Source organism: Mesorhizobium sp. M0938, assembly GCF_040319125.1.
In the GTDB taxonomy this organism is placed as follows: domain Bacteria; phylum Pseudomonadota; class Alphaproteobacteria; order Rhizobiales; family Rhizobiaceae; genus Mesorhizobium; species Mesorhizobium robiniae.
In genome coordinates this window covers 202,466-224,512 of record NZ_JAMYNS010000002.1, presented here as the reverse complement: position 1 = coordinate 224,512, position 22,047 = coordinate 202,466, and the positions used below count along the sequence as shown (strand labels likewise).

Genomic DNA, 22,047 nt, shown 5'->3' with positions numbered 1-22,047 from the left:
CAATCTGACATGACCGAACAAGCTCTGCCCACCATCCGCATCACCTATTGCACGCAATGCCAGTGGCTGCTGCGAGCCGGCTGGATGGCGCAGGAGCTGCTCTCGACTTTCGGAACGGATCTGGGCGAGGTGACGCTGGTGCCCGGCACCGGCGGCATTTTCACCATTTCCTGCAACGACACGCTGGTCTGGGACCGCAAGCGCGACGGCGGCTTTCCCGATGCCGCAAAGCTCAAGCAGCTGGTTCGCGACGTGATCGATCCGGACCGCGATCTCGGCCATGCCGATCGCAAGGGCCACAAGTCAAAAGATTCCACATCAAGGGACCCTGCCTGACGCGGGGTCTTTTGCTTTTCTGCGCCGCATTCATCGCCACGCCACGATGAAGCAGCCCAGCGCCACGATGGCGGTAATGGTGCGGACGTGGTTCCACATCACCCAGTCCCTGAGATAGGTGGTCCACAAAGCGGCGCCGTTGGCGCTCGCCGGATCGACGGCGGCCAGCGCGTTGTTGAGCGGCACGTTGAAAAGCATGGTCACGATCAGGTTACCGACGAGATAGATCAGGGCGCCGGCGAGAAGCCAGAACGAACCTGGCTGGTTCCAGCCGAAGATAGCACCGACGACGAGGATGAGGCAGATCAGCCCGGTGCCGAAAAGCGCGGTCATGAACATCGGCGTCACCGCAGTGACGTTGATCGAATTCATCGCGGCGATGCCGCCCGCGGCAGGCATGCGGGCGAGGCCCGGCATGACGAAGCTGGAAAAGGCGAAGAAGACACCAGCGACGACGCCGGAGCCGAGCGCCGCGATGAAGGTGAGGGTGGGAAGCAGTTTCATGATCATGTCAGTTGCTCCAGATGCCCGTAGCGGCGGTTTCGGTTACATAGGCGGAAAAGTCCTTTGGGGCGCGGCCGAGCACGCGCTGGACGCCGTCGGTCAGCGTTTCATTGCGGCCGTCGAGCACCTCGGTGAACAGCTCGTTGAGCAGCCAGGCGAACTCGGCCGGCAACTCGTACCCGGCTACAGCTGCGGTGAACTCGGCATGCGAAATCCTGATGAACCGGATGTCACGGCCGCTTGCCTTGCCAATCTCGGCGACCGCCTCGGCGAAGCTCAGCAGCCGCGGCCCGGTCAGTTCGTAAAGCTGGCCGATATGGCCTTGCTGGGTAAGCACCGTAACGGCGGCGTCGGCAATGTCGTCGGCGTCGACGAACGGTTCTCCGACATTGCCGACTGGTAGTGCCACTTCACCGGCGAGCAGCGGATCGAGCAAAAAACTCTCGCTGAAGTTCTGGGCAAACCAGGCACAGCGCAGGATCGTCCAGTCGGCGCCTGAGGCTTTCAGCATCTCTTCGGCTCGTTGCGCTTCGGCTTCGCCACGCCCCGACAGCAACACCAGCCGGCGCACACCGCGCTTCACGGCAAGATTGGCGAAGGCGCCGACCGTTTCGGCCGCACCGGGCACCGCAAGATCAGGATAGTAGCTGATGTAGACGGCGCCGACCCCATCGAGTGCAGGTTCCCAGGTGGTGTTGTTTTCCCAGTCGAAAGGCGGCGCGCCCGAGCGCGAGCCGATCCGCACCGGCAGGCCCTGCGCCGTCAGTCTGTCCGAGAGACGGCGGCCGGTCTTGCCGGTGCCGCCGAGGATCAAAGTCGGTTTCCTTACGGTGTCGTTCATAGTGGTCTCCTTGCTTGAAAATATGAGGAATCCTCATATTTGCAAAACGTGATAAACCCTCGTATTTTGTGAGTCAAGCCAGTTTGTTAGCCAATTTGTTGGATCATTCGCCGGGAGAAAGTGATGGAAGCATCGACCGTATCGGGTTCACAGGATGGCCAGATCGCATCGCCGCGCCGGGCGCCGAGCCAGCAGCGCAGCCGCGAGCGGGTCGAGCGGATGCTTGCCGCCGCCTCCGCGCTGATCGCCGAACAAGGCAGCGACGCCATGCGCATGGGGGAGGTGGCGGAACGGGCCGGCGTGTCGATCGGTTCGCTCTACCAGTTCTTTCCTGACAAGCGCGCGATCATCTGGGCGCTGGCCGAACGCTACACCGTTCAAAGCCAGGCTTGCATCTCAGCGGCACTTGCGGATGTCAGCGACGCCGAGGGGCTGCGGCGTGCGTTTTCCGAGCTGGTGGATATCTATTACGGGCTGTTCCTGGCGGAGCCTGTAATGCGCGACATCTGGTCGGGCACGCAGGCCGACAAGGCGCTGCGCGAGCTCGAGCTCGCCGACAGCCGGGCCAATGCAGAATTCCTCACCGCCGTGCTGAAGCGGCTGCGGCCTGCCGCCGATTCGGCGGCGCTGGAAACGACGGCGTTTCTCATCTGGCAGATGGGCGAGGCCACCGTGCGGCTGGCGATTTCGGTGGGGCGGCAAGAAGGCGACGATCTGGTCGCCGCCTACAAGCGCATGGCGCTGCGTGAACTGGTCGGCGAATAGAGCCGCATTCGGCAACAAAAAACCCGCCACGAGGGCGGGTTTCTTCAATGCGAAAAGTCGATGCGGCTTAAATGCCGAAACCTTCGAAACGCTTCTTGAACTTCGACAGGCGACCGCCGCGGTCGAGCAGGGTCTGCTGGCCGCCGGTCCAGGCCGGGTGGGTGGTCGGGTCGATGTCGAGGTTCATCGTATCGCCTTCCTTGCCCCAGGTCGAACGGGTCATGTATTCGGTGCCGTCGGTCATGATGACCTTGATGGCATGGTAGTCGGGATGGATGTCGGTCTTCATTGTGCTATTCCTGGGCTCTGTTTTTGCTGGGCGGCGCTGCCGACGAGCATAAAGCCTGCGTCGATGCGCCCCTTTTTAAAACTCGAAGCCGCAGCTATTGAGGAGCCACGGCTTCTAAAACGGTCGGCGAGCCTATACATCAGCCGGAATTGAATCACAAGCCCGCGGTAAGCGACAGGCCGCGGCAAGCGCATATTGAGGCGCATGACAAAAGGCGGCCAGAGGAAACGGTCATGGCGGACATCAGTGGCGATGCAGACGAGCGCCGGCGCTCGCTGAGGCCGCTGCGGCGCCTGTTCCCCTACATCACCCGTTACCGGAAAATGGTCATTGGCGCGGTCGTCTCTCTGACCGTCGCGGCGGCGACGACGCTGGCGCTGCCGCTGGCCGTGCGGCGGATGATCGACCACGGCTTTTCCGCTTCCGATTCCAGTTTCATCGCCGAATACTTCGCCATGTTGGTGGTGATGGCCGCCTTGCTCGCAGCGGCATCGGCCAGCCGCTATTATTTCGTCATCACGCTGGGCGAGCGCGTCGTCGCCGACGTCCGCAGCGACGTGTTCCGCCATGTCACCACGCTGTCGCCGTCTTTCTTCGACACCGCCCAGTCGGGCGAGATCGTGTCGCGGCTCGCCGCCGACACCACGCAGGTGAAGTCGGCGGTCGGTGCTACCGCTTCGGTGGCGCTGCGCAACGTCATCCTCGGCCTCGGCGCCGTGGCGATGATGGTTTTCACCAGCCCGAAGCTGTCGGGCCTCGTCATCGCCGCCATCCCGGTGATCGTGCTGCCGCTGGTCGCCTTCGGCCGCTCGGTGCGACGCAAATCGCGGCTGGCGCAGGACACGCTGGCCGACGCCACGGCCTATGCCAGCGAGCAGATCGGCGCGGTGCGCACGCTGCAGGCCTTCACCAATGAGAAGCTGGTCACCGGGCATTTCTCGTCTGCCGTGGAAGCCGCCTTCGAGGCGGCGCGGTCCTCGATCTTTGCCCGCTCCTTCCTCACCTTCTTCGCCATCTTCATGATCTTTTCCTCGGTGGTGGCGGTGCTTTGGTTCGGCTCGCGCGACGTGCTTGACGGCACGCTGTCGCCGGGCACGCTCGGCCAGTTCCTGCTCTATTCGGTGTTCGCCGCCGGCGCCCTCGGCGCGCTTTCGGAAGTGTGGGGCGAACTTTCCCAGGCGGCGGGTGCCGCCGAACGGCTGACCGAGATCCTGGCCGAGAAGCCCGCGATCCAGGCACCCGCGCATCCGAAACGGCTGCCGACGACGGCCAGAGGCGCAATAAGCTTCGACGACGTATCGTTCTCCTACCCCGCTGGACCCGACCGCGCCGCCGTCCACGGCCTGAGTTTCCAGGTCAAGCCCGGCGAGACGGTGGCGATCGTCGGCCCCTCCGGCGCTGGCAAGAGCACCGTCTTTTCGCTGCTTCTGCGCTTCTATGATCCCGAGACGGGCAAGATCATGATCGACGGCGTCAATGTGCGCGAGGCCGATCCCGTCGCCATACGAGAGCGCATCGCCATCGTGCCGCAGGACGTCACCATTTTCGCGGCCAGCGCGCGTGACAATATCGGCTTCGGCCGTCCGGACGCCGGCGACGCCGAGATCGAGGCGGCGGCCAAGGATGCGCTTGCCGACGAATTCATCCTGAAGCTCGAGAAAGGCTATGACAGCCAGGTCGGCGAGCGCGGCGTGACGCTGTCCGGTGGCCAGCGCCAGCGCGTGGCGATTGCTCGAGCGATTCTGCGCGATGCGCCGATCCTTCTGCTCGACGAGGCGACCTCGGCACTCGACGCAGAAAGCGAGACGCTGGTGCAGACGGCGCTGGAACGGTTGATGCAGGACCGCACCACCATCGTCATCGCCCACCGTCTGGCGACGGTGCTGAAGGCCGACCGGATCCTGGTCATGGATGGCGGCTGCATCGTCGAGGAAGGCACCCACCAGAGCCTCGTCACCGAGGGCGGCATCTATGCGCGGCTGGCCAAGCTGCAGTTCGAAACCGGGGCGAATGCTTTCAGGGGAGCGGCTGAGTAGCCTTTCCACTGGCGTCAGTTCGCTTCGGCGTCCGAATAGGCGAAATTGTAATTCCAAGTCGCGTTGTCGTTTATCTTCCTGAGGGACTTTAAATAGGGGCCGATGTTCTTGGCGGGAACCTGGTCATTGATGGTCTTGAGAAACCAGTCGACCTGAAATTCGGTGGAGGTGCTCGTCCAACGAGCCTTGAATGCAACATAGGGCGTGACGACGTCGTCATTGTCCTCGGGGCCTACGAAGCGGGCCTTCAGATTTCTGACGGTGCTCCGGTGTCGTCGGAAGATCGGGCTGCCCAGCCAGATTGGCGCGCTCCTTTCGAGCAGCACGGGCTCTGGCAGATACCTGATGCCGACATCCGATTTCAGCGCGAATTCCTTGGAGAGGTTATCGGCGTCGAGATCGTCTGCCGGCAGTTCGTAGGATTCGATTACCGAGACCAGATTCTTGTCGCGGCTGTCGTTCGTCACCAACGGTCCCAGGCTTTTCATTCCGGGATACTGGCGATTGTAATATTTGAGATAGTCGTCCGCGATCTTTGTCGCCGATTGCGCGACAAGCTTATAGCGCATGCTATCGGCATCTGCGCCCAAATAGGTGGTGGTAACCGTCAGCTTGAGCGGCTCGCCTTTACGTTTGGGAAAGTCGAATTCCTCGCTCACAAAGGCGGTCGGCTGGTAGAGTTCCTTCCGGTCTATCTTTTCCATCCCCACATTGTCGGCGACGATGGGCAACGCAAAGCCGTAGTCGGGCGGCATAAGATTATCTGCTCTGCCCCCCTGCAAATAATTGGTCGCGTCGATCCAGTACGTCTGGCTGTCGATGACGACCTTTACGATGACGTGATCAAACGCCCTGATCGTCGGAAGAATCGTGGCGAGGGCAAGCCCTTCATCAAGGTCCGTGAGAGCCACGTCCGCATGGATTCCCAGTCGCCGCAGGCCGGAGGCGAGAAGCAGCGCCTTGTCCTTGCAATCTCCGAAGCCGCTTGCCACCACTGTCGTCGGGCTACGCGGGATATAGGAACCGCGGCCCATCGACAGGCTGACATAGCGGATGGTATCCTGGACCAACCGCATTGCCTCGATCATCCTCTCTTCGGGCGTATCGTATTCTGCGGCAATGGCATCGAGCTTCGATGCGAAATCTGCAGGCAGCTCCTGGTCGAGCCGATAATACGGAAGGACCGTGTCGACGATATCTTGCCATTCCGATGTCGAAGAGATCTCGATGGACGGATATATGGGAAAGTCCGGCGGCAGATTTTCCTGGGATTTCACCGGGATCGGGTTGGCGCTTTGCCAAAGATAGGTAGTCGTTTCTCCGGTAGACTGGACATCCGGGCGTATGTCCGTCCTGACCTGTCGGAAATTCAGGGGCTGCACCGTTGGCCACGTCACTCTTTCGCGGATGAGAGCGATCGGTTCGTCCCAAGCCACGGCAAAGGAATGGAAAAGAAGATCCGTGCCGATGATCGGAGTTCTGACCGTGGTCTTGCCATAGTCGACGATGTCTCCGACCCGAACATCGTTGATGTTCACGTAAGCGGTAAGCCAACCATCAAAGAGGCCCTTCTCCGCATCCCTCTCGCGCCGAAACACGTCGAAATCAGCATCGGAAAGGCGCTGGATCACCACGCCGTCACGAATGATGTCGATCCAATTCACGGTGACATCGGCGGTCGCAGGATCGAATTCAAAACTTATGCTGGCGCCGCGTTCCAGGCCTGTGCGGTCGACGATCTTGTAGGCATAGCGGTCGAAGATCTCCAATCCGCCCGGGCGCTTCCGGATCTGATAATCCGACAGCAGGTTGGATATGCCGTTCTTGATCTGACTGTCCAATTGCGGGTCGGCCTTGGGGAGTGCGACTCGCTCGATCCAATTACCAAGACTGCCCTTGTGCACGTTCGTACCGGCCATGGCTGGCCAGCAGACCGTGCAAATAACAATCAATGCGGTGAGTCTTGCGACCGCCGCCGTCTGAAAGTGCCTTACCCGCCCCATGCCCCTGTATGCCCCGCCAGATCACAGTCGAACACTACTAGTGATAGAAAAGTAAACTGCGCCCCGCAAGGCAGGGTGGCCTTGCCGAGATCGAGAATGGTGGATCGTGCGGTATCTTCGAGAATGCCAACGATCGGCAAGGCGGAGGGGAACGGCCCTAAGTGCCGTAGCGCTTCTTCAGATGCTCCGTGAAATGCGTGGCGTTGAGTTTTTCACCCGTCGCCCGTTCGAGCAGGCCCGGCGTTGACCAGCGCGAGCCCTGCGACCAAATCTTTTGGCGGCGCCAGTCGTTGATCGCCGCGAAGTCTCCCCTGCCAAGATCCTCGCCGGCCGAAGGATGCTCCCTAGTCAGCGCCGCCCATTGCTGCGCCGCCATCATCGCGCCCAGCGTGTAGGATGGGAAATAGCCGAAGGCGGCACCCGGCCAGTGCACGTCCTGCATCGGTCCGTCGGCCGGGTTGTCGATGGTCGACAGGCCGAGATAGTCGCGCATCTTGGCGTCCCATGCCTCGGGCAGGTCGGCAGCCTCCAGCCGCCCCGAGACAAGCTCCTGCTCCAGTTCGTAGCGCAGGATGACGTGCAGTGGATAGGTCACCTCGTCGGCGTCGACGCGGATCAGGCCGCGCTCGACCCGATGCACATGCGGCAGGATGTCGTCGATTGACCAGGCCTCGCCGAGGTGCTTTTCGACCACCGGCAGCGCCCAGCGCCAGAATTCTGGATTGCGACCGATCTGCTTTTCGACGAACAGGCTCTGGCTTTCATGCACGGCCATGCCGCGGGCCTTGCCGAGCGGCCAGTGCGCCCACGCCTTCGGCAGGTTCTGTTCGTAAAGCGCGTGGCCGGTCTCGTGCAGAACGCCCATCAACGCCGACAGGAAGTCGGAGGTCTTGTAGCGGGTGGTGATGCGGACGTCGCTCGGCACGCCGCCGCAGAACGGATGATGCGACACCGAAAGCGAGCCGTGGGTGAGGTCGAAGCCGACCGCTGCCATCATGGCGAGGCCGAGCTCGCGCTGCTTTTCGATCGCATAGCTGCCGGAAAGCGGCTTCAGCGGGCGCTTCGTCAGCCGCGCCTCCTGCACGGCCAGCGCCTCCGGCACGAAATCCCTGAGGAAGCGCTTCAACTCGGCGAAGACCGGTGTGATATCGGCGGCGCGATTGCCGGGATCATATTGCTCCATCAGCGCGTCGTAGGGGTCGAGACCGAGCACCTCGGCGCGAAGTGCGGCTTCCTCGCGCACCAGCGCCACGACGCCTTCGAGCGCCGGCAAGAATCCTGCCCAGTCGTTTTTCGCGCGCAGGTCGCGCCAGAGCTGCTCGGAGCGCATGCGTGCGGTCGTTTGGCGCTCGACGAATTCGACCGGCAGGCAGGTCAGGTTGGTGTACTGCCGCCGGAATTCCTTGACCGCTGCCTGCTGTTCTTCGTTCAGCGTTTCCTGTTCGGCCGCTGCGATCCAGTCGGCGATCTCCGGCGCGGTCGCTCTGGCGTGATGCATGCCGGCCAGCGCCGACATCGCCTCTGCGCGTTTCTCGCCGCCGCCGACGGCCATGTGGGTTGCCTCATCGGCGCCGAGAATGGCGAGCGCATGTTCCAGCGCTTCGAGCTTGTGGCCGAGGTCGTCGAGTTTTTGAAAGGACATGGTGGGTCCCGCTGAATTTGAACGGCGGGAAAAGATACCAATGCGCTGGCATTGGCAACCCTGAAGGCAGTTTGCAACAGGCGCTTTGAATGCCCACTACAGCGCCGCGCTTCACAAAAGGACGCGCGGCGCTGTAGTGAAAAAGACGCCCGCGAGGCAAAAGCCCGAAGGCGCCGGGCCGGCCGGCGACATAACGCGGCGCTGTCCGGATGACTTCAGGGGTTTGGATAATTTGGGCCGTAGCCGTTTGGATAATATCCGCCATCGCCGCCGCTGCCGATGAGGAAGGCGCTGCCGGTGGCGGCCCGCAGCTTTTGGCTCACATCGTCGAGTTGCGCCAGCAACTGGTGATATCGCGTGGTCGGCATCGTTCCATCTCGCGCGGCCCTCTGGGCGGCCCGATCAAGTCGAGTGATCTGCGTGCGCAAGTCACGCGCCTCGCCCGGCTCGAGCTGGTTCGCCTGCGTGGCGGCCCGGATACCGGTATCCACGCTCTGGATCTGGTCGATCAAAGCTGTCTCACGCGGGCCGTAGAAGGCGGTCGATGCTGCATAGGCGCCAGCAAACGGAACGGTGACGAAAAGTGCGGCAAGCGTCGCGGCCCTGAGGGTCCTAGGGGTGAAAGAGCGCATGGCTGCGTCTCCTTTTACTGGGGAAGGCGGCAATCTGGGACGCCCACCTTCCGGCCGTGGGCCGTCCGGTTGCGTCGCGTCGCGATGGGGGTTCCACCGCCGGCGGTCCTCGGCCCCATAACACAGGTAGGCGCGGTTCTCGGCAAAGTGTAATCAAAAAAAGGTAATCTTTTCAAGCCTTGCCGGCCTGCATTGGCGCCCTAAAGCGCGTCGCGTTTGACCGGTCTTATGCGACGCGCTTTAGGTTGCGTTTTGCATGTCGTTATCGCAAAACCGCTGCACACTTTTGCGCGACATGCATTAAATCCGCGCGTTCGCCTTGAGCCAGCCTGATCCGGATCAGCGCTCGGTCAGTTTCAGCTCGATGCGGCGGTTCTTGTTGCGCGCGTCTTCGGTGTCGGCGGGATCGAGCGGCTGGAATTCGCCGAAGCCGGCCGCAACCAGCCGGTTGGCCGGCACGCCGTTCTCGATCAGGAACTTCACCACCGAAGTCGAGCGCGCCGTCGACAATTCCCAATTGTCGCGGTAGCGGCCGGTGCCCGATAGCGGCTTGTCGTCGGTATGGCCGTCGACGCGAAGCACCCAGTTGATCTCCGGCGGGATCTCCTTCTGCAGGTCGATAATGGCGTCGGCGAGTTTCTTCATCTCGACTTTGCCGGCGTCATTGATCACTTCGGACCCGGTCGGGAAAAGCACTTCGGACTGGAAAACAAAACGGTCGCCGACGATTCGGATGTTCTCGCGGTCGGCGAGGATTTCGCGCAAGCGCCCGAAGAAGTCGGACCGGTAGCGGTTCAGCTCCTGCACACGCTGTGCCAGCGCGACGTTCAGGCGGCGGCCGAGATCGGCGATCTTGGTGTTGGACTCGCGATCGCGGGTTTCAGACACGTTGAGTGCTTGTTCGAGCGCTCCGATCTGCCTGCGCAGCGCCGCGATCTGCTGGTTGAGGATTTCAACCTGGCTCAGTGCCTGCTGGCTGATCTGGCGTTGGCTGTCGAGTTCGCCCGAAAGTGCGGTGGCGCGCTGGTTGGCCGCGTCGCCGGCACCAGCGCCTTGCGCCAGCAATTGCTCGAGCCGGCTCTTTTCCGCCTCCGACGCCGACAGCGAAGCCTGCAAATTGGCGAGCGAATCTTCCTTGTCCTGCGTCGTCGAGCGCTCCAGCGCCAGAAGCTGGGTCAGTTCGTTGATCTGCAGATTGAGGCGGTTGAGCACCGTGTCCTTGCCGGAGATTTCGCGGCCGAGCAGGAACTGCGCCAGCACGAAGACCGTGAGCAGGAACATGATCGCCAGCAGCAACGTCGACAGCGCGTCGACGAAGCCCGGCCAGTAGTCGATGCGGCGATCGGTACGCCGGCTCCTGGCGAGTGCCATGCTAATGGACCCCAGGCTTCTTCAGGGCGTCGGCAATCTTCTCCAGCGTGCTGCGCATCGCCTTCTGCTCGTCCGACTGGGCTTCGACCCAATCGCGCATGATCTGCTGCTCCGAGCGCATATTTTTGACCAGGCCCGAAATGCCGTCGGCAAGATTGGCCATGGCGGTGGCGACGCGCGGATTGGCGCCGCCGCCATTCTCCTGCAAGCTGCGCAGTCTTTCCGACAGGACGCGGATCTCGTCGGAGGATTCGGCCTTGGCCGGTTCGGCGACGACGATGTCGGACGACAGGTCGGTGACCGAGGACAGCCAGTTTTCGAGCTCGGTGTAGAAGCGCGTCTGGGCGCGGCCGGCCTGCAGGTCGAGGAACCCGAGCACCAGGGAGCCGGACAGGCCGAACAGCGAGGACGAGAAGGCGGTGCCCATGCCGGCCAGCGGGGCGGAAAGCCCCTGCTTCAGGGATTCGAGCACGGCGGCGGCATCGCCTGTGCCGGGATCGAGCGACTCTATGGTTTCGCGGATCGAGCCGATCGTGTTGAGCAGGCCCCAGAAGGTGCCGAGCAGGCCAAGGAACACCAGCAGCCCGACAAGGTAGCGCGAGGTGTCGCGGGTTTCGTCGAGGCGGGTGGCGATCGAATCGAGCATGGTCCGCATCGAACTGGTCGAGAAGGCGATCGTCGACGAGCGGCCGATCATCGCCTTCATCGGCGCCAGCAGCACCGGTTCGGTGGTTTCGGAGCCGGCCCGAAAGGAGTTGACCCAGCGCACTTCGCGAAACAGCCGGCCGACCTGCACGAAGGCCAGCAGGATGCCGACCACCAGCACGCCGATGATCAGGCCGTTGAGACCGGGATTGGTGACGAAGGCGCTCGAGATCTGACGGGTCAGGATGGCGGCGATGAAGGCGACGATCATCAGGAAGATGACCATGGTCATGAGAAAGACCTGCGGACTCGACAATTTGTGAGGGTCGTACATCAGGACGTCGGAGCGTTTGCCCATGCCGAAAGATTTGAGAAAAGTCATCCGTGCCCCGTTTCCGATGCCGCCGATCACGTTGAGCGCGACTCTAAACGGAATTATGACGAAATTGAATGGCGTGTGGCAATATTGCCGACCGGATCATTGGCGTCAAAGCCGGTTGATGACCAGGCAGTCGACCATGGCGGCCAGATGCAGGCCGGCGCCGGTGACGACAAAGCCGTGCCACAACGCATTGTGGAAGCGCAGGCCCTTCCAGGCGAAGAAGACGACGCCGCAGGAATAGACGATACCTCCGGCAATGATCAACGCGATCGATGTCGTCGGCAATGTCTGGACGAGCGGCTCGACCAGAACGATGCCGCTCCAGCCGATGGCGAGATAGAAGACGATCGCCAGCCGGTCGAAACGGCCGGGAAGAAACACCTTGATGGCGATGCCGATTGCTGCTGCACCCCAGACCAGGATGATCATCGAAATGGCCAGCGGCGAGCCGTCGAGCTGGGCGAGGAAGGGCGTGTAGGTTGCGGCGATCAGCAGATAGATCGCGGCATGGTCGAAGCGCCGCAATATCCACTTGGCCGGCGACGACACGGGCCACAGATTATAGGCCAGCGATACCGTCAGCACGGTGAGCAGCGAAACCACATAGAAAGCAGCGGCGATGTATTCGCCCGGACCGGTATGGAAGGCGGCCAGCGCCAACAGCGCCGAGCCGGCGGCAATGGCCAGCACGATGCCCACCGCATGGACGATGCCGTCGGCGATCATTTCGGCGCGCGAGTAGTGCCAGCGTCCCACGAACGGGATTTCGATCTGGGATTCGGGCCCGATGTCCGTCATGAGCGATCCTGCATCCCCTTATCTGGGCGGATGCCGGTCAGTATTTCAAGCTTTGCTTGCGGTTTTGCGACTGCGGCGGTTCAGCGCGCCAAGTCCGCTAGAGCCTGATCCGTCCCGATAGAATCGGGATGGTCTCTATCTTTTTGATCTAGCGCGGCGCCACCGGCTTCTTGACGGTCTTCAACAGCGCGCGCTGGATGATCTCGTTGCCGGCGACGACCGAACCGCCGTCCAGCATGTCCTGTCCGCCGTCGAAGTCGGAGACGAAACCGCCCGCCTCGCGGATCAGCAGGATGCCCGCAGCGATATCCCAGGCCGACAGGCCGATCTCCCAAAACCCGTCCATGCGGCCGGCGGCGACATAGGCGAGATCGAGCGAGGCGGAGCCGAGGCGGCGCACGCCCGAGACTTCGGCCATCACGTTGCGCAGCTCGATAAGGAAATTACCGTGCTGGCCGCGCCCGAGATGCGGCACGCCGCAGCCGATCACCGTGTCGATCAGCTTGGTGCGGCCGGCGACCCGCAGCCGGCGATCGTTCATGAAGGCGCCGCCGCCGCGCTCGGCGGTATAGAGCTCGTCCATCGCCGGGTTGTAGACGACGCCAGCGACGATCTGGCCCTGGCGCTCCAGCGCGATCGAGATGGCGAAGAGCGGAATGCCGTGGAGGAAGTTGGTGGTGCCGTCGAGCGGGTCGACGATCCAGCGGTGCTGGCCATCGTCGCCTTCGATCACACCGCGCTCCTCCATCAGGAAGGCGTAGCCCGGCCGCGCCTTCGACAGCTCGGTGAAGAGGATGTCTTCGGCCTTGCGGTCGGCCTGGCTGACATAGTCGCCCGGCCCTTTCATCGAGACCTGCAGGTTCTGCACTTCGCCGAAATCGCGCGCCAGCGAACGGCCGGCCTTCATGGCAGCCTGGACCATGACATTGAGGATCGCGGAACGCGCCATAGTGTTTCTTCCTGCTGCTGCGCCTACTTGCTTCGAGGCATGATCTTATCCAAAAAGTCTGCAACTTTTTGGGATCATGCTTTTAGTCGGCGCGGCGCACGTAAGTGATTTCGTTGGTGTCGACGATGATGCGCTCGCCCGAACCGATAAAGGGCGGCACCAGCACGCGGATGCCGTTCTCCAGTATCGCCGGCTTGTAGGAAGAGGCCGCTGTCTGGCCCCTCACCACCGGATCGGCCTCCGTGATGGTCAGCGTCACCTGGTCGGGTAACGAAATACCAATCGGCCTTTCGTCATAGAGCTGGACCGTCACCATCATGCCGTCCTGGAGGAAGGCGGCGCGGTCGCCGACAAAATCCTTCTGCAATTCGAGCTGCTCGTAGCTTTCGGTATCCATGAACACCAGTGCCTCGCCTTGTTCGTAGAGGAAGGAAAAATCCTTCATCTCCAGCCGGATCTGTTCGACGGTTTCGGCGGAGCGGAAACGCTCGTTGAGCTTGGTGCCGTTGATCAGGTTCTTCAGCTCGACCTGGTTATAGGCGCCGCCCTTGCCGGGCTTGACGGTGTTGGTTCTGACCGCCACCCACAGGCCGCCATCGTGCTCGATGACGTTGCCGGGACGGATTTCGTTGCCATTGATCTTGGCCATGCTGATCTTGATCCGGAATGAGATGGTCGCCCAATGGGCAATTTGGCGCCTCCAAGACCACAAAATGCCGGAAGAGGCAAGGGAGCGAGGCAGCAGAGGCTTGGCTGCGGCGACGCCATTTCGGGGAAAACGTCCTGGTCGCGCTACGACATAGGTGCCCACAATCTGCGGCGCCTTAGGGCAGACGGTTGGCCTTCTGCAGCGCCTGCTTCGTCTGGTCGTCGGTCAGGCCCCGCAGAAAATCGTCCATCTCAGGGTCGATGAGCCCGGCGCGACGGGCAACGACGTACCAGGCGCCGGCGAGGATCGGATCCGGATCAGTGCCGATTCCCCCCATGTAAAGTTTGGCGAGGCGGTTCTGGGCGGCGACATTGCCGCCCTCGGCGGCCTGCTTCATCCAGCCGAAGCCGGATTTCAGGTCGCGGACGCCACCGCGTCCCTCGATCATCCAGGTGGCGAGGTCGATCTGTGCCGTATCGTAGTTCTGCCGTGCTGCCTGCGCCAGCAGCCCTCGGGCCTGGACATCGTCGCGCGGCTTGCCGCCGACGCCATTGGCATAGACCTGCGCCATCGCATATTGCGCGTCGGCAAGGCCGGTCGCGGCGGCGCGCTGATAGTACGACACCGCCTTTGCGATGCCGGCATCGCCGGGATCCTGCTGGACCAGCAGCTGTGCAAAGTTGAACTGCGCCAGACGGTTCCCGGCCTCGGCGGCGGCCTGCATCAACGCGTAGGCGCCCTTCTCGTCCTTCTTGACGTAGCGGCCATCGAGCAGCATCAGCGCGTACTGGAATTGTGATTCCGGTATCCCCTGCTCGGCGGCAAGGGCGTACCACTTTGCCGCCTCCGCCGCGTTGAGCGGCACGCCGAGACCACGCGACAATATTTCGGCAACCAGAGTCTGCGCCGCCGGATCGCCGTTCTGGGCACGGACCAAAGCGAGGTTGTAGGCCGTCTTGTAAAGGCCGCGCTGGAACGCGCCATAGGCCGAATCCGATGGTTTTGCACCGAAGCGTTCCGGATTGATGGCGTCGGCCGACGGCAACGGGGTCGTGGTGGCGGGCTGCGGCAGCGGCGTGGCGATCGGCCTGTCCGTCTTTGCACCGATGTCGGGCTTGGTTTGCGGCAATGGGACAGTTTCCGCCACGGCGGCCCGAACCGTGAGCGCCGCAAGCAAAGCACTGAAAAGGATTGTCCGCGCCGGCACGTCAGTCCTCGAAACGCGGCGCGGTCTCGTCGAGCAGCGCATTGGCGCTGGCGACTGCCATCTTTGGGTCGACGCCTTCGGCAAAGACCGCGCTGGACAGCGCCACGAATTCGGCGCCAGTGGCAGCCACCGCTTCCACCGAGGCGAGGTCGGACCCGGCCATGACGATGCAAGGGATCTGGATCACATCCGCCCACCATTGCCCCAGCGACAGGTTACGCGGGTGCGGCTCCGGCTTGTTGTCGTAGCCGAAGCGGCCGAAGAAGATGTAGTCGGGTCTGGCCTCGCCGAGTTCCAGCGCATCGTCGCGGGTCTTGGCGCCGCCGGTGCCGACCATCATTTTTGCCTGAAAATGTTCGATCGTCTCGGCGAGTTCGGCCTTGCCGACCTCGACATGGATGCCATCGGCCTGAACGCGGCCGGCGATGCGGGTGTCTCCGGCAATGACGACAGCAACGCCTGCCGCTTGCGCCGCCGGCACGATCTGTTCGGCGAAGGCCTGGAAGGAGGCCTCGTCCATGCCGTTTTCAGGCAGGATGAGCGAGGCGACATCGCCGCCCTCGAACGCCGCGCCGATGCGCTCAGCCGGCACGCCGGGCGGCGCGATCAGCACGATGCGGCAGCGATTTGGAGGCGTTGCGTCGTTCATTGGTTTTCGATCCCGGTTTTCGCCTATGCCGGGCGAAGATGGTTGCATTGCGGCATAGAGCAAAGTGCCGGCCTTGAACAGGCGGGCGGGGCAGGATCATTGGCGCATGATTGTCGTCGGGCGACGTCCTTCCCTCACTTGATTGCCTGAGTGCTCTCGGCTGGGGTCTTTGATTTCCACAGCGTCCAGCCAAGATTCATGCCGGCGGCGGCGATCAGGATGGCGGCGGCGCCGACGATCTGGGCCGGATGCAGCCGGTGGCCGAAGGCGACGACATCGACCAGGATCGCGACCACAGGGTAGATGAAGGACAACGACCCCTGCAGATGCGTCGGCAGTTTCTGAATGGCGCCGTACATCAGGATGTACATCAGACCGGTATGGACGACGCCAAGCGTCGCCAGCATGCTCCAGCTCCACGCATCGGCGGGAAGTTGGGAAAAGTTGGCGAAGGGTGCCAGCATAACGACGCCGACGCAGACCTGGATCAGGGCGATCAGGTGTGGTGGCGTGCCTTTGAGCTTCTTGGTGACGATGGCGGCGACGGCCCAGAAGAAAGCCGCACCCAGCGCCATCGCGATGCCGGTAAAATAATCCGTGCCGACGTTACCTGTATTGGGGCCTACATCGGAGCCCGCATCAGGCGAGCCTTGCACGATCAGCAGCATGCCGGCGAAGGCGATGCCAAGCCAGGCCAGCTTTGTCATGGTCAGCCGCTCTGAGAAGAAGAGCGCGCCAAAGCCAACCAGCATGAAGGGCTGGGTGTTGTAGACAGCCGTGGCGATCGAGATCGAGGCGCGGGAGAACGAGCTGAACAGCAGCAGCCAGTTGATAACGATGGCTGCGCCGCCAAGGGCCGCGATCGCCACGATGCGCAGCGACAGCCTGCCGCGCAGCAGCCCCAGCGCAGCACAGATGATCAGCAGCGTTATCGCGCCGAAGGCACAACGCCAGAAGACGACATCCATGATCGGCTGGCCCGACATGACGACGAACCATCCGATTGTACCGAGGATCGCCATCGCGGCCGTCATTTCGATCGTGCCGCGCACCGTGCTGTCCATGAAATACCCCTGAGCTTTGTTGAGACTTGACAATCTCACGTGGCTCGGGCGATTTATATGGTTTGCAGAAGGTGTTTCCCTCATTTTGCCTAATTAAGTGAGGCAAAATTTCGTTTTTGATTGAGGACCGTAAAATGCTGGACGAGCCGGACAAAAAGCTTCTCGACATCCTGATCCGGGATTCGCGAACCTCGCTGAAAGAGTTGGCCCAGCAAGTCGGATTGTCGTCGCCAAGCGTTTCGGAGCGGCTTCGGCGTCTCGAGGATCGCGGCGTTATCAGGGCTTTCACCATCGAGATCGATCCGCAAGCGCTCGGCTATACCTTGCAGGCGATCGTTCGCATCCGGCCCTTACCCGGCAAGCTGCACATCGTGCAGAAGCTGATCGAGGAGATCCCTGAGTTTGGCGAATGCGATAAGGTGACGGGCGACGATTGCTTTGTTGCCCGGCTGTTCGTGCGCTCGATCGGCGAGCTCGACAAGCTCCTCGACCGTATCGCCGACAAGGCCGAAACCAGCACCGCCATTATCAAGGCGCAGCCGATCCGGAGGCGCCCGCCACCGCTCGACATGCCAAACATCTGAGAGACCGTTTGGAAACTCTACTCTGGCGGCCATCTGATGGCGTTTTCTGCGCTTCCGGTGCTCACGGACCCAAATGTCCGCTCCGCTCCGGTTCTCGAAACCACCACCATATGACTCGCCAGAGCGAATTTCGAAACAGTCTCTGACAGGCTCCGGTGGCATGTGCATATTTGCGGTCGCGGCGTGACCATTTCTGGTCTATTCCAGAGCCCAACCTTCCCTCCAACTGCTCCCCTCAGATGTCAGGCCTGCTTCTCGATCCGTGGTTCTATGCCGCCGCCATTCCAGCCGTCATCCTGGTCGGTCTGTCCAAGGGCGGCTTTGGCGGTGCGGTCGGCTTCGTCGGCGTGCCGCTGATGGCGCTGGCCATGCCGCCGGTGCAGGCCGCCGCCATCCTGCTGCCCATACTGTGCCTGATGGACATCGTCTCCGTCTGGACATGGTGGGGTGTCTACGATCGCAAGATGCTTATAGACATGATGCCTGGGGCGGTAATCGGCATCGGCCTCGGTTGGCTGACCGCGGCGCTGGTGACAGAGGAAATGGTGCGACTGATCGTCGGCGCCGTGGCGATTATCTTCGTGCTTCGCTGGGTTTATCTGCAGATGCGGCATGGTGCAAACCACTCCGCCGAGCCCAACCGCGCGGCTGCCGCCTTCTGGGGGACGGTCGCCGGCTTCACCAGCTTCGTCGCCCATGTCGGCGGTCCGCCCTTTCAGGTCTATGCGCTGCCGATCAGGCTCGATCCGAAAGTGCTGTCGGGCACCGCCGCAATCTTCTTTGCCGCCACCAACGCATTGAAGCTCATCCCCTATTTTGCGCTGGGACAGTTCGACACCACCAACCTGACCGCGTCGGCGGTCCTGGTGCCGCTGGCGCCGCTTTCGACCATCGCCGGCGCCTGGCTGGTGCGGCGGATGCGGCCGGAACTGTTCTACCCCTTCACCTACGCGACCGTGGCGGTCGTCGCGGTCAAGCTTCTGTGGGACGGGATCGCCGGCCTTCTATAGATCGCCGTCCTATAAAAGCTTTCTGTGGCCGAGCGCCAGCAGCTTCACGTCCGATTTCAAGCGGCGCTCGGCACCGGTATCGTTCGGCGATTGCGCGAGCGCGCCGCACTGTCTTCTGCTAATGTGACGGTGCCGAGAAGGGTCGGGGCGCCATGCGGCATCGTTCAGAAACATTGCCGATGTTAATGCGCCCGATGCCGGGGACCCGGTGGCGGGCTGACCGCCTGAATTCAACCCATTCCCATGACGGGAAAAGGCAAATCGGGGGATATTATGCATAAGGTAGCACGAAATTTCTTCACACTGGCCGTCGTCTACGCACTGTTCGGGATGGCGCTCGGCCTTCAGATGGCGATCAGCAAAGACCATGCGCAGATGCCGACGCACGCCCACATCATGGTGGCCGGATGGCTGATGTCGGCGGTGTTCGCCTTCTTCTACCACCTTTTTCCGGCAGTCGCGGAAAAGAGGCTTGCCGCCGTCCACTTCTGGTTGACGGCAATCAGTGGCATCGGCCTGTTGATCGGCCTTTACATCATGCTTGGTGGCAACCCGGAGATCGAGCCGCTGGTGGCAACGTCCTCGATGGGATTTTACGCGGGATTGTTGCTGTTCGCCTATATCGCGCTGCCGGTGGTGTGGAAAACCGAGCGGCTTCCCGAGGCGCAAAAAGCCTGAGTTCCAACGGTCTGAGCCCAAGGCCTGAACATTTGCTGTTACGGCACAGGCGGGCGACGCTCGATCAAAAAATATCCGCGCCGTTAAGGCTTCATTAAGCTTTACAGGCGTTTACTATGTGCATCCAGTGATCTGGATTCTTACCGAGTGGTTGGAGCCACTTCGTTTGACGCCTCCCTGTTAAACTTCTGAGAGCCGCCTTATCCGCGGCTCTTTTTTTGCCCGCGATCCGGATTGTCCGGGTGCGTGCGCCGCCGTTAACCGTTTGTTAAACATGTGCTTGCCTTCGCCCGCCCCGAAGCGCATTTTCAAGCCTCGGTCATATAGGGTGCAGGACGTGACGGCGATGACGCCGATTCGGCCGGCTGTAGGCAAGTGCAGGGCGTATCGATGAACGATCCTTCGAAAGGAAGCGCGCAAACCATCAAGCTGGCGGAGCGCCGGGTTTTCTCCCAATCCTTCAAGCCGCTCTACCAGGAAGGCATGGGCCTGGTCGAGCAGGCGGCCGAATATCTGGACGGCAAGGGCCGGGCCGAAGCGAAGAAACTGTCCAGGCTGGCGGCGACGCTCTATGCGGCCGAATCGATGCGGCTGACCACGAGGCTGATGCAGGTCGCCTCCTGGCTGCTTTTGCAGCGCGCGGCGAATTCCGGCGAGATGACCCGCGACCAGGTTGCTTCCGAAAAATCCAAGGTGCGTCTCGACACGGCTTCCGCCAACAACGATGCCGCAGGCTGGGTCGAATTGCCCAAGGATTTTCTTGACCTCATCAACCGTTCGCTGCGCCTGCAGGCGCTGGTGCGTCGCATGGACGAGGAAATCTATGGCGGCGCCGTGGCCGAGGTGTCGCCATCCGGCCGCCGCGTCAATCCGGTTTCCGACCAGATCACGCTGCTGAACACGGCTTTCGCCCGCGGCTGACAGTTTGCTACGGGACATAGTGGGAGCCCGTTTCTGGTTTGTTCACATTTTCGCTGGCATCGCTGTCCGCTAGGGGTAGACTTGGCGGATGGGGGAAACGATTCGCATCATCGGTATCGATCCCGGGCTGAGGCGCACCGGCTGGGGCATCGTCGAAAGCCTCGGAAATTCGCTGCGCTTCGTCGCCTCCGGCACCGTGCGTTCCGACGACAAGGCGGCGCTGGCGACGCGCCTTTGCCAGTTGCATGATGGGCTCGTCGAGATCCTGCATACCGCCATGCCGCATGAGGCGGCGGTCGAGCAGACTTTCGTCAACAAGGATGCGGCAGCGACGCTGAAGCTCGGCCAGGCGCGTGGCATCGCCATGCTGGTGCCGGCGCGGGCGGGCCTCGTCGTTGCCGAATACGCGCCCAACGCCGTCAAGAAGGCGGTGATCGGCGTTGGCCATGGCGATAAGAAGCAGATCCACATGATGGTCAAGGTGCTGATGCCGAAGGCGACTTTCGATACCGACGATGCCGCCGACGCGCTGGCCATTGCCATCTGCCACGCACACCACCGGCAGAGTGTCATCTATAGGATGGCGGCGCTGGCCTAGAGCGACGTGCGTCCATTTGGACGCACAAAGTACGCTCTCTTTGAATCTACGCATCGGCCCGAAAATCGATTCCGATTTTCGGGCCGATGCGTAGTTTTGTTCTTGACTTGTTCTGGGGTGCGGCAGTAAGTAATACCTGTGAGGTATTACCATGCGGGTGACAACCAAAGGACAGGTGACGATCCCGAAAGAGATACGGGATCGCCTGGGTATCGGCCCAGGCTCGGAGGTGGAGTTCTTGCCTAATGACGATGGCGTTCGTGTTGTCGCGGTCAACGAAGACATTTCCGAAGAGGAGGCCTCTCGCAAATTCAGCCGGCTGCTCGATCAAATGGCCGGCACGTTGGATCTGGGAGGCATGACTACGGACGAGTATATCGAGTGGCTGAGGGGTCCACGTGAAGATCTCGACATTGATTGACACGAAGGTCCTGATCGACGTTTGGGGTCCTGCTGGACGGGAGACGAAGTGGTCAGCGTCGGCGATTACCGCGTGCAGGCGCGATGGCGCACTCGTTATCAACACAATCGTCTGGTCCGAACTGGCGCCGCTGATAGCGACGGAGCCCGCACTTCGTAAAGCAGTTGAGACGCTCAAGATGGATCGAGAACTCTTGCCATGGGAAGCGGCATTCCTTGCCGGCGTCACGCATTCTCGCTATCGCCGCGCAGGCGGGCTCCGCGAACGAACGCTGCCGGATTTCTTTATTGGAGCCCATGCCGTCGTTGCGGGACATCGTTTGCTGACACGCGATGCCGCGCGTTATCGCAGCTACTTCCCAGACCTCGACATCATGTCTCCGGAAACCTATCCATGAGGGCCTTGCACAAATGAGAGTCTTGGCATGATCGGCAAGCTCAAAGGCACGCTGGACGAGGTCGATGAGGATTTCTGCATGGTCGACGTACACGGCGTCGGCTATGTCGCCCACTGCTCGGCGCGCACGCTGGCGGCACTGCCGGCGCCTGGAGAGGCGGTGGTGCTGTTCATCGAGACCTATGTGCGCGAGGACATGCTGCGGCTCTACGGTTTCCAGTCGGTGCTGGAGCGCGAGTGGTTCCGGCTGTTGATGAGCAATGTGCAGGGCGTTGGCGCCAAGGTGGCGCTGGCCATCCTGTCGACGCTGGCGCCGGCCGATCTGGCTAATGCCATCGCGCTACGTGATATTGCCATGGTCAGCCGCGCGCCGGGCGTCGGCAAGAAGGTGGCCGAGCGCATTGTCACCGAACTGAAGAACAAGGCGCCAGCCTATGCGGGCACTGCCTCCGGCACCATCGGCCTGAAGCAGGAACTCGGCGAAGGCGTCGCGCCGGCGCCGATCACCGACGCCGTCTCGGCGCTGGTCAATCTCGGCTACTCCCGCGACACCGCTGCCAATGCGGTGACGGCGGCGCTGAAGAGCGCCGGCGAAGACGCGGATGCGTCGAAGCTGATCCGCTTCGGGCTGAAGGAGCTGGCGCGGTGAGTCTGCGCTTGTCCCGTTCCCTGCCCTG

The 22,047-nt window shown here is 62.1% G+C and carries 25 protein-coding genes; 11 read left to right on the top strand and 14 right to left on the bottom strand.

Annotated elements, in window-relative coordinates; translation table 11 throughout:
* Positions 1-9 precede the first annotated feature (9 nt).
* Complete coding sequence (locus NKH73_RS03760; protein WP_352928248.1) at positions 10-336, top strand: Rdx family protein; 327 nt, start codon at positions 10-12, stop codon at positions 334-336.
* Between the two features lie 30 nt (positions 337-366).
* On the opposite strand, the gene NKH73_RS03755 is transcribed toward NKH73_RS03760, so the two are convergent.
* Both NKH73_RS03755 and NKH73_RS03750 read right to left on the bottom strand, forming a co-directional pair.
* Positions 367-846, bottom strand: coding sequence for an anthrone oxygenase family protein (locus tag NKH73_RS03755; RefSeq protein ID WP_352928246.1), 480 nt, complete (start codon positions 844-846; stop codon positions 367-369).
* A 1-nt stretch (position 847) separates the two neighbouring features.
* Entirely contained in the window at positions 848-1,681 is an 834-nt protein-coding gene (locus tag NKH73_RS03750) for an NAD(P)H-binding protein (protein WP_352928244.1), read from the bottom strand.
* Positions 1,682-1,804: 123 nt separating this feature from the next.
* Between NKH73_RS03750 and NKH73_RS03745 the strand changes: the two genes are divergently transcribed.
* Positions 1,805-2,446 carry a TetR/AcrR family transcriptional regulator gene (locus tag NKH73_RS03745; RefSeq protein WP_352928241.1) on the top strand — a complete coding sequence of 214 codons (642 nt, stop codon included), beginning with the start codon at positions 1,805-1,807 and terminating at the stop codon, positions 2,444-2,446.
* Positions 2,447-2,513: 67 nt separating this feature from the next.
* Here the strand turns inward: NKH73_RS03745 and rpmE are convergent, their stop codons facing one another.
* A complete protein-coding gene (rpmE, locus tag NKH73_RS03740; protein ID WP_352928238.1) occupies positions 2,514-2,735 on the bottom strand; it encodes a 50S ribosomal protein L31 in 222 nt (73 codons plus the stop codon).
* Positions 2,736-2,968: 233 nt separating this feature from the next.
* Between rpmE and NKH73_RS03735 the strand changes: the two genes are divergently transcribed.
* Positions 2,969-4,771: an ABC transporter transmembrane domain-containing protein gene (locus NKH73_RS03735; RefSeq protein ID WP_352928235.1), complete on the top strand. Its 1,803-nt coding sequence runs from the start codon at positions 2,969-2,971 to the stop codon at positions 4,769-4,771.
* 14 nt (positions 4,772-4,785) lie between these two features.
* Here the strand turns inward: NKH73_RS03735 and NKH73_RS03730 are convergent, their stop codons facing one another.
* The 11 genes from NKH73_RS03730 to NKH73_RS03680 all read right to left on the bottom strand — a co-directional run bounded on the left by NKH73_RS03730 (position 4,786) and on the right by NKH73_RS03680 (position 16,762).
* Positions 4,786-6,690 carry a DUF3857 domain-containing transglutaminase family protein gene (locus tag NKH73_RS03730; protein ID WP_352928232.1) on the bottom strand — a complete coding sequence of 635 codons (1,905 nt, stop codon included), beginning with the start codon at positions 6,688-6,690 and terminating at the stop codon, positions 4,786-4,788.
* 241 nt (positions 6,691-6,931) lie between these two features.
* Positions 6,932-8,416 carry a carboxypeptidase M32 gene (locus NKH73_RS03725; protein WP_352928229.1) on the bottom strand — a complete coding sequence of 495 codons (1,485 nt, stop codon included), beginning with the start codon at positions 8,414-8,416 and terminating at the stop codon, positions 6,932-6,934.
* Positions 8,417-8,631: 215 nt separating this feature from the next.
* On the bottom strand, positions 8,632-9,048 hold the full coding sequence (locus NKH73_RS03720) for a hypothetical protein (protein ID WP_352928227.1): 417 nt from the start codon (positions 9,046-9,048) through the stop codon (positions 8,632-8,634).
* 339 nt (positions 9,049-9,387) lie between these two features.
* Positions 9,388-10,419, bottom strand: a complete 1,032-nt coding sequence (locus NKH73_RS03715) for a peptidoglycan -binding protein (RefSeq protein WP_352928224.1) — start codon at positions 10,417-10,419, stop codon at positions 9,388-9,390.
* Position 10,420: 1 nt separating this feature from the next.
* Positions 10,421-11,446: a MotA/TolQ/ExbB proton channel family protein gene (locus NKH73_RS03710; protein ID WP_352928221.1), complete on the bottom strand. Its 1,026-nt coding sequence runs from the start codon at positions 11,444-11,446 to the stop codon at positions 10,421-10,423.
* A 105-nt stretch (positions 11,447-11,551) separates the two neighbouring features.
* Positions 11,552-12,244 (bottom strand): PAQR family membrane homeostasis protein TrhA, encoded by a 693-nt coding sequence (trhA, locus tag NKH73_RS03705; RefSeq protein WP_352928219.1) that lies wholly within the window; start codon positions 12,242-12,244, stop codon positions 11,552-11,554.
* A gap of 148 nt (positions 12,245-12,392) precedes the next feature.
* On the bottom strand, positions 12,393-13,193 hold the full coding sequence (locus NKH73_RS03700) for an inositol monophosphatase family protein (protein ID WP_352928216.1): 801 nt from the start codon (positions 13,191-13,193) through the stop codon (positions 12,393-12,395).
* An 82-nt stretch (positions 13,194-13,275) separates the two neighbouring features.
* Complete coding sequence (gene efp / locus NKH73_RS03695; protein WP_352928213.1) at positions 13,276-13,842, bottom strand: elongation factor P; 567 nt, start codon at positions 13,840-13,842, stop codon at positions 13,276-13,278.
* Between the two features lie 175 nt (positions 13,843-14,017).
* Entirely contained in the window at positions 14,018-15,049 is a 1,032-nt protein-coding gene (locus NKH73_RS03690; protein WP_352928210.1) for a tetratricopeptide repeat protein, read from the bottom strand.
* 1 nt (position 15,050) lies between these two features.
* Positions 15,051-15,698 (bottom strand): thiamine phosphate synthase, encoded by a 648-nt coding sequence (locus NKH73_RS03685; RefSeq protein WP_352928207.1) that lies wholly within the window; start codon positions 15,696-15,698, stop codon positions 15,051-15,053.
* A 134-nt stretch (positions 15,699-15,832) separates the two neighbouring features.
* Positions 15,833-16,762, bottom strand: a complete 930-nt coding sequence (locus tag NKH73_RS03680; RefSeq protein WP_352928204.1) for a DMT family transporter — start codon at positions 16,760-16,762, stop codon at positions 15,833-15,835.
* A 134-nt stretch (positions 16,763-16,896) separates the two neighbouring features.
* On the opposite strand from NKH73_RS03680, the gene NKH73_RS03675 reads away from it, so the two are divergent.
* From NKH73_RS03675 to ruvA, 8 genes are all read left to right on the top strand, one after another.
* Positions 16,897-17,346: an Lrp/AsnC family transcriptional regulator gene (locus NKH73_RS03675; RefSeq protein ID WP_352928201.1), complete on the top strand. Its 450-nt coding sequence runs from the start codon at positions 16,897-16,899 to the stop codon at positions 17,344-17,346.
* Positions 17,347-17,585: 239 nt separating this feature from the next.
* The gene (locus tag NKH73_RS03670) at positions 17,586-18,356 is read left to right on the top strand and encodes a sulfite exporter TauE/SafE family protein (RefSeq protein ID WP_352928198.1); all 771 of its coding nucleotides are present in this window, start codon (positions 17,586-17,588) and stop codon (positions 18,354-18,356) included.
* Between the two features lie 273 nt (positions 18,357-18,629).
* A complete protein-coding gene (locus NKH73_RS03665; protein WP_352928195.1) occupies positions 18,630-19,034 on the top strand; it encodes a hypothetical protein in 405 nt (134 codons plus the stop codon).
* 390 nt (positions 19,035-19,424) lie between these two features.
* The gene (gene rcdA, locus NKH73_RS03660; RefSeq protein WP_292397823.1) at positions 19,425-19,955 is read left to right on the top strand and encodes a protease adaptor protein RcdA; all 531 of its coding nucleotides are present in this window, start codon (positions 19,425-19,427) and stop codon (positions 19,953-19,955) included.
* Between the two features lie 88 nt (positions 19,956-20,043).
* A complete protein-coding gene (gene ruvC / locus NKH73_RS03655; protein ID WP_352928191.1) occupies positions 20,044-20,553 on the top strand; it encodes a crossover junction endodeoxyribonuclease RuvC in 510 nt (169 codons plus the stop codon).
* Between the two features lie 151 nt (positions 20,554-20,704).
* On the top strand, positions 20,705-20,974 hold the full coding sequence (locus NKH73_RS03650; protein ID WP_352928189.1) for an AbrB/MazE/SpoVT family DNA-binding domain-containing protein: 270 nt from the start codon (positions 20,705-20,707) through the stop codon (positions 20,972-20,974).
* Positions 20,952-21,371, top strand: a complete 420-nt coding sequence (locus NKH73_RS03645; RefSeq protein WP_352928186.1) for a type II toxin-antitoxin system VapC family toxin — start codon at positions 20,952-20,954, stop codon at positions 21,369-21,371. Before NKH73_RS03650 ends, NKH73_RS03645 begins: the two co-directional genes overlap by 23 nt.
* Positions 21,372-21,398: 27 nt before the next feature.
* Positions 21,399-22,019 (top strand): Holliday junction branch migration protein RuvA, encoded by a 621-nt coding sequence (gene ruvA / locus NKH73_RS03640; protein ID WP_352928183.1) that lies wholly within the window; start codon positions 21,399-21,401, stop codon positions 22,017-22,019.
* Positions 22,020-22,047 lie beyond the last annotated feature (28 nt).